The sequence below is a fragment of the Microbacterium sp. ZKA21 genome (assembly GCF_050434165.1).
Classification (GTDB): domain Bacteria; phylum Actinomycetota; class Actinomycetes; order Actinomycetales; family Microbacteriaceae; genus Microbacterium.
The window spans coordinates 101,519-113,806 of record NZ_JBNPVV010000002.1 but is presented as its reverse complement, the minus strand read 5'-3'; the positions used below and the strand labels follow the sequence as shown (position 1 = coordinate 113,806).

The window sequence follows — 12,288 nt, the reverse complement described above, 5'->3', positions numbered from 1 at the left end:
GACGTCGCTCGGACCCCGAGGCAGGTCAGCCGGCGGCTGCGACCTGCTTGTCGAGCTCGGCCTGGGACTTCTCGATCATCTGATCGATCGTCGTCTGCTTGTCCTGCATCTCGATGCGCGTCTGCCGGAAGAACGTGTTGAAGGCACTCATGGTGCTCAGCTCGGGCTCGTTCTCGTACCAGACGAGGTTCGGGTTCTCCAGCAGCGCGAAGTAGTCGGCGGCGCCAGGAATCGTGTCGTTCTGCGTGACCTCATCCGATTTGGCGATGTTCGGTGACAGCCAGCCGTTCTCCTGCATGAGGTTCGCGGCATCCACTGAGTAGAAATAGGTCAGGAACTCCACCGAAGACGCCATCACGTCCTCGTCCTCCGCCGCTTGCGAGGAGATCGCGAGTCCGCCGGCGGTGTCGCCGATGGGGCTGTTCTTGAGGACGTAGATCTTGCCGTCCTGCGCCGGGATGATGAACATGCCGGCGTTGAAGTCGGGGTCGACCTTGCTGATGTCCATGAGCCGACCCAGGCCCGCCGACGATGTCGCCATCACCGCCTGGTCGTTGACGAGCAGGGTCGTGGTCTGGGCATCCGCTGTGGACTGCCATCCCTGCAGCAGGAAGTTGTCGGTGATGTACTCGAGCTGCTCGAGGGGCGCACGCAAGTCCTCGATGCCGGCGCCGCCCTCAGCGGCGACGTTCCAGAATCCGCCCTGGTCGCCGTACTCGGCGAAGGTCGGTGCGGCGAGCGGCTTCCAGAGCTGGTCTGCTGGCCACACCTCGGCGGCAGCGGTCGCGAGCGGCACGTCGCCGTTCGCCTTGATGTCCTCCATGAGCGAGATGAATTCGTCGTAGGTGGCGGGGACCTCGAGGTCGTGCTCCTCGAAGTAGTCCTTGTTGTAGACGATGTTGATGCCGATCTCGCCGTTGAGGGCGCTGTACGGCAGCGTGTAGACGTTTCCATCGGCAGCAGCGGCGAACGCCTCCGGCTGCAGCAGATCGGTGACCTCAGTCGGGATCGGCGCGAGCTTGCCTGCGTTCACGTACGTCAGCGTGTCGCGCATGTCGACGATGGCCGGCCACTTGCCGGTGGCGTCGACGGTCTTGAGCGCGGTCGCGTAGTCGCTTCCCGCCGGAAGCGGGTCGAGCTCGACGACCGTCGAATCGCTCTGCTCGTTGAAATCGGCGACGAGGGCGTCGACCGTGTTGTTCCACGTGTCGTCGCCGGTGGCGTAGAGGAATCGGATCGTGGTCTTGTCGCCGGCGGCTCCCGCATCGCCAGCACTCGAGCAGCCGGCGAGCGCGACCGCCGATACGGCTGCCGCGACACCGACCAGCGCGATCCGCCGAGTCATCGGACGCATCATTGCGTGTGTCATTGCATCTCCCTTGATCATGGGCCGAAGCGGCTCCGTCAAGGGACTGTAACCCAGATGGCGAACGCTTTCCAAGCAAAAAGTGAAACTAGTTGCATCACGATTGGATATCGGCCAGAATCGACATGATCGACGTTTGCCGTGCCCGCCCGACCGTGTCAGCATGGCGCCGCTCGCCGGAGTCGAGGTCATCGACGGCGCGGTCCGCGCGACGCTGCCGCCGGTGTCCTGGTCGCTGATCGAGCTGGCGTAGCCCCGGGCTTCGACGAGAAATCACATCCGCCGCGAGAAATCACGCAGGGAGTGGTTTCTCGTGGCGGATGTGGTTTCTCGTCTCGTCAGAGGGCCACAGGGATGCGCGACGTGAGCAGCCCGGCATCCACCAGCGAGCGCTCCAACGCGATCATCGCGATGCCGGAGGCGACCGGATTCCCGCGCACGGTCGACACCTCGAGCTCCAACGCGGTTCCCGCACGCCCCGGCGACTGCTCGCGCATGCGCTCGGCGGCCGGTGGGAGCAGCAGGTCGCCGAGCGCCCACGTGGTCCATCCGGTCAGCGTGATGATCTCCGGATTCACGATCGCGACCAGGTCCGCCAGCGCCGAGCCGAGGTAGTAGGCGGTGCGCGCCACGGTCTCGCGCACCGCGGCATCCTGTTCCGGATCCGCCGCTGCGGTGGCCAGCGCCATGATGAAGTCCCGCTGCATCTCGACATCCGCGAGGGGATGCTCCGGATCGAGTTCGCGCAGCGTCTGCTGGATGCCGGGCGCGCCGATGTACGCCTCGACGCAGCCGCGGCGACCGCAGCGGCACAGGCGTCCGTCCAGCTGCAGCAGCGAGTGCCCCCACTCCCCCGCCGAGTTCGTCGAGCCGCGCAGGACGCGCCCCTCGAGGACGATCCCCGCGCCGACGCCGGTGCCGAGGTTGACGGTGGTCATGCTCGAGGCGAACCGCCCCCGTCCGAGCCACAGCTCGGCAGCGACCATCGCCTTCAGCGGGTTATCGATGACCAGCGGGAGGCCGACGCGTTCGCGCAGGTGGTCGAGCTCGACGCTGCGCCACTCCCAGTTCGGAACGACGACCGCGACGCCCGCCGGCTCCTGGATGAGCCCGGGGAGCGATATCCCGACGCCGAGAATGCCGTCCCGCGACACGCCCTCCTGCGCGAGCAGATCGTCCAGGACCAGTCCGATCGCCTCGACGATCGAATCCGGATCGAGCAGGTGCTCGTCGTGCGCGCGTTCGATCTGCGCGAGCGGATTCAGGGTCGCATCGAACATCACGCCGCGTACGTAGGTCTCGGCGACGTCGAGGCCGATGACGCGGCCGCGGTCGGCGTCGATCGCGAGCACGGCTGTCGGCCTGCCCACCTGGCCGGCCGATGTCTTCGTCTCGACGATGATGCCGCGTTCGATGAGAGCGCCGGCGATCGTGACCACTGTCGCCGGGCTCAGGCCGGTCCTCTGGGCGATCTCGTTGCGGGTGGTCTCGCCGGCCGACAGCACCGCGTGCAGCACATCGACCATCGAATCGCTGCGGATGTCTCGCGACGTCCGCCTCGGCAGCGCACCCCTCATAGCTGAACCGTAACAGTCTCGATACCCGGCGTGCTGAGCCGTACCTCGGCCGTGCCAGGGCGCACGTAGGCGATGAGCCGCCCCCGGTACGTGCGGCGTCCGGTGCTCCGATACGCCGTGACATCTGCGAGGTCGCCGTTCTCCAGGCCGAGCAGATCGCCACCCCGCGCATCGGCCGCGACCGTCGCGTCCGATGAGGCGAGCGCACCGCTGTCGTCGCGCAGCGCGCACTCGATCTGAACGACGTCGTCGACGTCGATGCGGGCGGCGGCGCACCGCCGCGCCGCCTCATCCGGAACACGCCAGACTTCGGCATCCAGTCGCGTCGGTACTCCGGCGGGGCGCAGTTCGTCCCGCGCCACCACATGTCCGCCGGCGGAGACCTCCAGTGTCAGCACCGCAGCGGATGCCGGGGCCACCGCGCGCAGATACCCGCCGTCCTGATCGAACTCCAGCGGCACATCCAGGCCGTCGACGGTGAATCGCGGTTCTCCGCCGCCGGCGAAGGCGATGACCTCGATCGCGCCGTCCTCCGTCTCCCAATGACGCGAGACGGGATGCGTCCAGAACGCCTTCCGATCGGCGACCGCCTCGTGCGCGCGGACGACGAGGTGAGCGGTCGGCTCCTCCGACCACCAGCTGCGGCGGAGATGCCACTCGTGCTTCGGGAAGCCGGCGAGCGTCAGCAGACCTGCGCCGGATCCGTGGATCGGCCAGCCGTGCGCCTCCCCGAGATAGTCGATCCCGGTCCAGAGGAACTGACCCGAGACGTACTCGTTGTCCACGACGGCGCGCCATTCGGCATAGCCGTGACCGTTCTCGCTGCCGAGGAACGGCTTGTCCGGGAAGCGCTCATGGTCCTGGGCGTAGAGCTGCTCCTTGTAGTTGTATCCGACGACGTCGAGGTCGTCGAGCAGTCCCGTCCGGCTGGAGAGCTCGGGGAAGGCGGCCGCGAGCGTCACCGGGCGGCTCGGATCCGCCTCCCGCACGATCCTGCCCAGCCGGCGCGCGATCGTCGTGAGTCGTCGGATGTCCGGGCGGCTCGGATCGTAGACGCGCTCCTGCGCCGGCTTGTCGGCATCGTTGTTGCCGGTCATCTCGTGGAACAGTTCGCTCACGTACGGGTCGTTCGGGTAGTCGACCTCGTTGCCGATGCTCCACGCGATGATCGACGGATGGTTGCGGTGCGCCGCGATCATGTCCCGCAGATCCTGTTCGTGCCACTGCGGGAAGTGCGTCGCGTATCCCTCGTGCTTCGGCGGGTACACGTTGTGGCCCTGCCACCACTTGTTCTTGGGGTTCTCCCATTCGTCGAACGCCTCGTCGATGACGTAGAAGCCGAGCGCGTCGCACAGCGCGTAGAGCACCGCGTCGTGCGGGTTGTGCGCCATCCGGATCGCGTTGCACCCCATGTCCCTGAGCGCGAGCAGCCGACGCAGCCAGACCTGGGCGGGCACCGCGACACCGAGGACTCCGGCGTCCTCGTGCAGGCACACCCCCCTGAGCGTGCGGGATTCGCCGTTCACGAGCAGTCCGCGATCCGCGTCGAACACGATGGAGCGGATGCCGACGATCTCGGCGCTCTCGCTCCGCCCGCGCGCGTCAGCGGTACGCCAGGTCAACTGCGTCGAGAGGCGGTGCAGCGCCGGATCGGCATCCGACCAGAGTTCGGGGTGCGGGATCCGTCCGTCCACGACGAGCTCGACGCTCGCGCCGGCCGGCACCCGCATCTCCCGCTCGAAGGCGTGCTCTGCGCCGGAGGCGAGAGAGCGCAGCTCGTGCCGCACGCGCACCTCGGCATCCTGGGAGAGGTCGTTCACGAGGGTCTGGGCGATGCGGATGACCGCGGACTCCGCGGTGACGCCCGAGGAGGTGAAGGCCGTGCTCTGCGCCGCGACCCTGACCGGCCCGTGCACGTCGAGCACGACGGCACGGGTGATGCCTGAGCCGTTGTACCAGCGGGAGTCCGCGATCTCGGTGCGATCGACGCGCACGCTGATCACGAGGTCGCCATCGGGCGCGTAGGCGACGATCTCGGTGAGGTCGAAGGAGAAGGGCACGTGTCCGTTCGGGCGTCCGCCGAGATGGTAGCCGTTGACCCAGACCTCCGCATTCTTGTAGACGCCGCCGAAGGACAGGGTGATGTGCGCGTCATCAGCACGCTCGAGCGCGTCCAGCGGCACGTGGGCGCGGTACCAGCCGACGCCCCCGGGCAGATAGCCGGTGCCGCTGGCATGATCCGGGGCGAAATCCTGCTCGACGCTCCAGTCGTGCGGTACGGTCACCGCACGCCAGCCGGAATCGTCGAAGCTCTTGGCCCACGCGCCGCGATGATCCTCGAGCGCGAACCGCCACTCGGCGACGCGATGCGTCTGCACGCCGGTCATGCGACATCCGCCGAGGCGTAGCGGGCGAACACCCGCGTGAAGACGACGGCGTGGACCACGGCGAGCCCGCCGAAGCCGATGAGCAGCCAGAGCAGGCCGTAGCCGGTGGCCTGCGGAAAGAAGATGCTGACCACGACGGCCAGAACCGTGACCGCGAGGATCGCGACCGCGGCGAGCGGGTGGCGCAGACCGATCAGACGGGCATTGCGCAGCACGTTCCGCGTCGAATCCTCGAACCGCGCGAGATAAGGGAAGACGAACAGGACCGACGTCACGGCGATGAAGAGGAGCACGAACCAGATCGCGAGCAGCACGAACTGCAGCACGGCGTCGGCCACCTGCTGCGTGACGACGAAGTACCAGGCGGCGAAAGCCCCGCCGATCGCCGCGAGCAGCAGTGCGATGACGGTCGACTGTCGGAAGTCGCGGCGGAAGGCCGTGAAGTAGTCGCGCGTGATCGAGTGGTCGTCGCCCGCGACGATGCGCATGGCGGTGGCGTTCAGCGCGGTGAGCGACGCGCCGATCGTCACGATCGGCAGCGACGTCGCGATGAACAGGATGTTGAGAATCATGACGTCCGCGATGCGCGTGAGCGTGCGCATGAGCGCGGAGTCGGCGGCGAAGATGCCTGGCATTGATCGATCCCCTCGGTCGAAGAAGGAGGCGGTGCCGGGTGGGCCGTGCGGCCCACCCGGCGGTGCGGGTCTACTCGAGGTCCTGGTCCTCCGCCCAGGCGTCGATGTCCGCCTGGAGCGAGTCACGGGCGTCCTCGTAGCCGGCGTCCGTCAGCTTCTGCCGCATCTCGTCGATCGCGGCGGCCGGGTCCTCGAACTTGCCGTACTGCAGCTGCGGGATGTACTCCGAGAGGACGGCGCCCATGGCGGCGAGCGTCGGGTCGATCATGCTCTTGTCCACGATCAGGGTCGAGTACGGGTACTCCTTGGCGACCTCGTCGAGGGACGCGTAGATCTCGTCCTTGTTGGGTGCCTCGTTGACCCGCTGCGGCTCGTACTCGTCCATGCGTCCGCCCCAGAAGTTCGATCCGAGCGAGTCGGTCGACGGGTCGTAGCCCTCGGGGAAGCCGAGCATGCCGTCATCGGTCATGACGTAGTCGGTGCCCTCGATGCCGAAGTTGAGCAGGTCGTAGAGCTCTTCGTCGTTGCGCAGCGCGTCGTACACCTGCAGCGCCTTCTCGGGGTTGCTGGAGTTCGCGCTGACGGCCATCGCACCGTGCGTGAGGATGTCCTTGTAGACGTTGCCGTTCTCCTGGCCCCAGTAGAACATCTTCGGGTCGGAGCCCGGCTGCTTCTTCGTCATGTTGTCGACGATCGCGCCGATGTAGGTCTGCGTGTGGTGCTGGTCCACACCGCTCAGGCCCGCGTAGAACTCCTCACGGGTGTCGCCGTCGTAATTCAGCGCGTCCTCGCGCCAGACGCCGATCTCGTTCCACTCGCGTGCCAGCTCTGCCGCTTCCAGCAGCTCGTCGCCCTCCATGTAGACCGACGTGACGGTCGTCGGGTCGGATGCCGAGAGCTGGAACGGCATGAAGATGCCCGCACTCACGCCCTGCAGCGTGACGAGGTCCGTGTGGCCCTGCCAGTATCCGGTCAGCGCCGCCTCGTTCGTGCCGACGACATCCCACGGGTACGCCTCCGGCTGGTTGTCCTTGACCCACTGGAAGTACGTGGTGAAGTCCTCGAACTTCGTGATCTCGCCGTTCTCGAACCCGGCGGCGGTCGCCCAGTCGCCGCGGTAGAAGAACCCGTGGTTGGTGTACTGGGTGTAGTTGTCCTCCGGGATGAACATGATCTCGTCGTTCAGCTTGGTGAGATCCCAGTGGCCCTCGGCATCCACCTGCTCCCAGGTCTTCGGGGCGTTCTCCTTGAGCATGTCCTCGGTGAGCGGCAGGAAGGCGCCCTTGTCGGCGTTCTCCCACGCGTAGAGCCAGTCGGTGGCCGTGGTGATCAGGTCGATGTTGTCATCGCCCGACAGCAGCTGCACGTTGTACTGCGTCTGCCAGTCCGCCCACTCGACGTAGAAGAAGTCGAGGGTCGCGTTCACCTTCTCCTTGAGCTTCGGGTTGAGCTCCTCGAGCATCGCCTCGAGGCGGCCGTTGGTGGGCTTGTTGCCCAGGACGAGCATGGTGATCTTGGTGGCGTCGCCGCCTTCTTCACCGCCGGCGGGCGAGCAGCCCGCCAGGGCGCCGACGCTCAGCCCGACGACGGCGAGTGCCGCCGCGGACGTGAGGATCCTTTTCTTCATGTGAGACTCCTTCGGCTCTGTGATTGCAGGGACGGCCCGGGGCGGGCCAGGGGGACGTCAGCTTCGGCGGGTCAGCCCTTGACCGCACCGACGGTGATGCCGCTGACGAAGTACTTCTGGACGAACGGGTAGAACAGCAGGATCGGGCCCGTCGCCACGACCGCGCTCGCCATCTTCAGGGTGTTGCTGGGCAGATCCGCGATGCTGACGTTCGCCCCGGCGACCGAGTTGCGCAGCGCGCTCGCGGTGTTGATGACGTTGTACAGGTAGTACTGCAGAGGCTTGAACTCGACGGTGCTGCCCAGGTACAGCGAGGACAGATACCACTCGTTCCAGTACGCGAGAGCGAGGAACAGCCCGATCGTCGCGAGCGCCGGCTTCATCATCGGCAGCGTCAGCTTCGCGAAGATCCGGAAGTCGCCCGCCCCGTCGATCTTCCCCGACTCGACGATCTCGTACGGCACGGTCTTCATGAAGTTCTTCATGAGGATGATGAGCCACGGGGTCATGAGCAGCTGCAGGAACACCGCGAGGTACGTGCCGCGGAGTCCGAGGTCGCGTCCCACCCAGAGGAAGGTCGGCGCGAGCCCCGCGGAGAACAGTGTCGTGAAGTAGATGAAGAACGAGATCTGGTTCCGGAACGCGAAGTCCTGCCGGTACAGCGCGTACCCCGTCATCGCGATGACGAACAGGCCGATCGCGGTTCCGAGCACCGTCATCGTCACGGTGACCGCGTAGGCGCCGAGGATCTGCCGCGGGGACTGGAAGATCAGTTCGTAGGCCGCGAACGTGAAGTCCTTCGGCCAGAGCCCGAATCCGTCGGTGCGGATCGCGGACTCACTCGAGAACGAGGCGGACACGATGAGCACGAACGGCAGCAGGCAGAACAGCGCGAACAGGCTGATCCACACGTAGGAGATCCCGCGCAGCCAGCGATCGCTCGCGGACAGCTTGATCGCCCGCGGCTTGGGCGAGCGGTCGAACAGGCCCTTGCCCTTCTTGGGCAGCAGCAGCGTGCGCGTCGCTCCGGTGTCGGCGAAATCGGCGGCCGGCGCCGTCAGGGTGACATCAGAAGAGGGCATAGTCCTTGTTCATCCTTCGCACGATCCAGTTCGCCGTCATGACGATGGCGAAACCGAAGAGGGATTGATACAGCCCCACAGCCGTGGAGGTGGTGAAGTTGTTCTGCGACATGACCATCCGGTAGACCGAGGTCTCGATGATGTCGGTCGTCGAGAAGAGCGCCGCGTTGTTGCCGACGAGGTTCCAGAACAGTCCGAAGTTGCCGCTCATGATGCCGCCGAGCGAGAACAGGAACAGGATGATGAACGTGGGCTTGAGGCTCGGCAGGATCACGTAGCGGATGCGCTGCCACGCCGAAGCCCCGTCGATCTCGGCCGCCTCGAACAGGCCCTTGTCGATGCCCATGATCGCCGCGAAGTACACGATCGATCCGTAGCCGGTGCTCTGCCACAGGTGGACGATGATGATGATGAGCGGCCAGATGCCGGCCATGCTGTAGATCTTGATCGGGTCGCCGCCGGTCTGCTCGATCAGCGTGTTCAGCGCGCCGGTGTCGTAGTTCAGGATGTTGAACGCGATCACACCGATCAGCACGACCGAGATGAAGTACGGCAGGAACATGATGCCCTGCGTGACCTTCTTGAAGAACTTCAGCCGCACCTCGTTGAACATGATCGCGATCGCGATCTGCAGGATGTTCCCGAACACGATGAAGGCGACGTTGTACAGGATCGTGTTGCGGGTGAGGTCCCACAGCATCCCGGACTTGATGAGGAACTCGAAGTTCTTGAAACCGACGAACGGGCTGCCGAAGATGCCGTCGCGGTAATTGAAGTCGGTGAACGCGATCCAGATGCCGGGCAGCGGCGCGTAGTTGAAGACCAGGAAGAACGCGATCGCCGGGACGCACATGAAGATCAGCATCCTGCTGGTCTTGAGCTGCGCCCACACGGATCTGCGCCGTCGTGGTACCTGGGTCAGAGCCATCCTCCGCCTCTCTGCGGTCGTGGCGTCAGCACTGACGCCACGGATGAACAGGGATAAACATAACCCCTGATTTAACTACCGGCAAAGCTAGCAGACAGCTCGCTCCCGGCCAAGCACTATTTCTCGGACGCGACCTCGGGCCAGCCGTCGCGCCATGTGATCGGCAGCAGTCCGAGCGTCGGGATGCCATCGGCAGCGCCGTCATAGAAGTGGAACGCGAGCGTGTCTTCCCAGACCGACTGTCCACCCGGTCCGACGCGGTCGTCCTCGCTCGTCAGCAGCACCGTGCCGCCGTCATCGAGGAGCTCTCCCCCGTCGGCATCCAGATACGGGCCGGTCACGGAGTCGGAGCGGCCGACGATGATCTCGTACGTGCTGTCGACGCCTCGGCAGCAGAAGCCGCGGGAGGCGAACAAGTAGAAATCGCCGTCATGCGGCACGATGTACGGCGCCTCGATCGCGTTCTCGGCGAGCCCTCGATCCGCGATGGTCACGGGCTCCGAGTCATCCGCGCGCAGACCGCTCGGCCACTCCAGCGGGACGATCTCGAGCCCGGAGGAGAACGATCCGAACGCCATCCACGGGTTGCCGCCCTCGTCCTCGACGATGCCGGGGTCGATCGCGTTGTAGTCGGTGCCGGCGGACGAGATGACCTCGCCCTGGTCCACCCATTCGTAGGCGGCATCCGACGGGTCGAGCGTGGTGTTCGTAGCGAGAGCGATCACGGACGCGTTGCTGCCGAACGTGGAGGCCGAGTAGTACAGGTACCAGGTGCCGTCGTGCTCATAGAGCTCGGGCGCCCAGAGGTTGTCGACGCCGGGCACGGCCTCGCTCAGCCAGGCCGGTTTGGTCTCCCAGACCTCGCCGGCGTACTCCCACTCCGCACCGTCGACGGAGGTGCGGACCTGGATGTTCCCGTCCGCGATCTGACCGTTGCCGGTCGAGTACACGAACGCCCCGTCGTCCGTCGCGACATACGCCGGATCGTGGACGAACACGTCGCCGGACAGCTCGGGGGCGACCGCCGCGGCGGGAGCGCACCCGACCAGCGCTGCGACCGCGGCGAGGACCACGGCCGCGGCGCCGGTCGGACGCCGTGCGTTCGAATCGCGCGAACGACCCCTCCGGCGGGCCGGGAAGGGCGATTCGCGCGATTCGAACGAGGTCATGCGAGGGCGATCGCCGACCACGACACGGGAGGCAGCGTGACGGTCAGCACGCCTTCCGCGAGAACCGCGCCTTCGAGCTGCTTGAGCCCGACGCGGTTCTGGTCGGCGAGCGTGTTCTTCGCGTACACGTCGTCGTCCCACAGGGTGACGGCCTCGGCGATGGTCGAGGCGCCGAGTTCGGCGACGTCGACGGCGATGGTGATCGCCTCGGTCTGGCTGCGGTTCACGAGGAAGACAGCGGAGTCGGTGCCGTCGGTCGTGACGACCGAGTCGACCAGCGGGGCCGTGCCGTACACCTTGGTCTCGTACGTTCCGGCGTCGATGCGCGGCTTGAGGATCTCGCCCTTCGCCAGGCGCGACGTCACCGAGAACGGGAAGAACGTCGTCTGTCGCCAGGCGTCGCCGCCCGGCTCGGTCATGATCGGAGCGATCACGTTGACGAGCTGGGCGAGGGATGCCGAGGCGACCCGGTCGTGGTTCTTCAGCAGCGTGATCATCAGGTTTCCGAGGACCACGGCATCCGCCACGGAGTAGACGTCCTCGAGCTGACGCGGGGCGACGCGCCACTCGTCGTTGACCTCGTCGGATGCCTGGTGCTCGTCGAGGTACCAGATGTTCCACTCGTCGAAGGAGAGCTTGATCTTCTTCTTCGACTTGAGCTTGTTGCCGACGTGGTCGGCCGTCGAGACGACGGTCTCGATGAAGTACTGCATGTCCAACGAGGACGCGAGGTACGACCCGAGGTCGCCGCCGCGCTCCTGGTAGTAGGCGTGGCAGGAGATGTAGTCGACGTGCTCGTACGCGTGCTCGAGGACGGTGCGCTCCCAGTCGCCGAACGTCGGCATGGACGAGCTCGAGGAACCGCAGACGACGAGCTCGAGCGAGCGGTCGGCGGTCTTCATCGCCTGCGCGGTGCGGGCCGCGATCTTGCCGTAGTCCTCGGCGGTCATGTAGCCGGTCTGCCACGGGCCGTCCATCTCGTTGCCGAGGCACCACATCTTGATGTCGTGCGGCTCGACGGTGCCGTTGGCGATGCGCTGGTCGCTGAGCGCCGTGCCGGACGGGTGGTTGCAGTACTCGAGCAGGTCGAGAGCCGCCTCGATGCCGCGGGTGCCGAGGTTGACGGCCATCATCAGCTCGGACCCCGTGAGCTTCAGCCAGCGAGAGAACTCGTCGACGCCGACCTGGTTGGTCTCGATCGAGTGCCACGCGAGGTCGCGGCGCACCGGGCGCTGGTCGCGCGGCCCGACGGAGTCCTCCCAGCGGAAGCCGGAGACGAAGTTGCCGCCGGGGTAGCGGATGGTCGTCGAGCCGAGTTCCTTGACGAGGTCGACGACGTCGAGGCGGAAGCCGTCCTCGTTCGCCGTCGGGTGGCCGGGCTCGTAGATGCCGTCGTAGACGCAGCGGCCGAGGTGCTCGACGAACGAGCCGAAGATCCGCCGGTCGAGCGGTGCGACGACCGCTTCGCGGTCGACGGAGATGCGTGCCTGAGTCACGGTGTTTCCTTCTCTGGGACA

General features: G+C 66.4%; 9 protein-coding genes. All 9 read right to left on the bottom strand.

All coding sequences use genetic code 11. The features are described from left to right. Positions 1-25: 25 nt before the first annotated feature. The 9 genes from M2317_RS04880 to M2317_RS04840 all read right to left on the bottom strand — a co-directional run bounded on the left by M2317_RS04880 (position 26) and on the right by M2317_RS04840 (position 12,267). Positions 26-1,345 (bottom strand): ABC transporter substrate-binding protein, encoded by a 1,320-nt coding sequence (locus M2317_RS04880; protein WP_429457862.1) that lies wholly within the window; start codon positions 1,343-1,345, stop codon positions 26-28. A gap of 359 nt (positions 1,346-1,704) precedes the next feature. Continuing rightward, positions 1,705-2,943, bottom strand: a complete 1,239-nt coding sequence (locus tag M2317_RS04875; protein ID WP_429457860.1) for an ROK family protein — start codon at positions 2,941-2,943, stop codon at positions 1,705-1,707. Further along, positions 2,940-5,330, bottom strand: coding sequence for a glycoside hydrolase family 2 TIM barrel-domain containing protein (locus tag M2317_RS04870; protein ID WP_429457859.1), 2,391 nt, complete (start codon positions 5,328-5,330; stop codon positions 2,940-2,942). Before M2317_RS04870 ends, M2317_RS04875 begins: the two co-directional genes overlap by 4 nt. Beyond that, on the bottom strand, positions 5,327-5,965 hold the full coding sequence (locus M2317_RS04865; RefSeq protein WP_429457857.1) for a YesL family protein: 639 nt from the start codon (positions 5,963-5,965) through the stop codon (positions 5,327-5,329). The genes M2317_RS04870 and M2317_RS04865 overlap by 4 nt, the downstream gene beginning before the upstream one ends. A gap of 70 nt (positions 5,966-6,035) precedes the next feature. After that, positions 6,036-7,592 (bottom strand): extracellular solute-binding protein, encoded by a 1,557-nt coding sequence (locus M2317_RS04860; protein WP_429457855.1) that lies wholly within the window; start codon positions 7,590-7,592, stop codon positions 6,036-6,038. Positions 7,593-7,663: 71 nt separating this feature from the next. Beyond that, positions 7,664-8,674, bottom strand: a complete 1,011-nt coding sequence (locus M2317_RS04855) for a carbohydrate ABC transporter permease (RefSeq protein WP_429457853.1) — start codon at positions 8,672-8,674, stop codon at positions 7,664-7,666. Continuing rightward, positions 8,661-9,602 (bottom strand): ABC transporter permease, encoded by a 942-nt coding sequence (locus tag M2317_RS04850; RefSeq protein WP_429457851.1) that lies wholly within the window; start codon positions 9,600-9,602, stop codon positions 8,661-8,663. The genes M2317_RS04855 and M2317_RS04850 overlap by 14 nt, the downstream gene beginning before the upstream one ends. Before the next feature lie 116 nt (positions 9,603-9,718). Then, positions 9,719-10,771, bottom strand: a complete 1,053-nt coding sequence (locus M2317_RS04845; RefSeq protein ID WP_429457849.1) for an arabinan endo-1,5-alpha-L-arabinosidase — start codon at positions 10,769-10,771, stop codon at positions 9,719-9,721. After that, positions 10,768-12,267 carry an alpha-N-arabinofuranosidase gene (locus tag M2317_RS04840; RefSeq protein ID WP_429457848.1) on the bottom strand — a complete coding sequence of 500 codons (1,500 nt, stop codon included), beginning with the start codon at positions 12,265-12,267 and terminating at the stop codon, positions 10,768-10,770. Before M2317_RS04840 ends, M2317_RS04845 begins: the two co-directional genes overlap by 4 nt. Positions 12,268-12,288 lie beyond the last annotated feature (21 nt).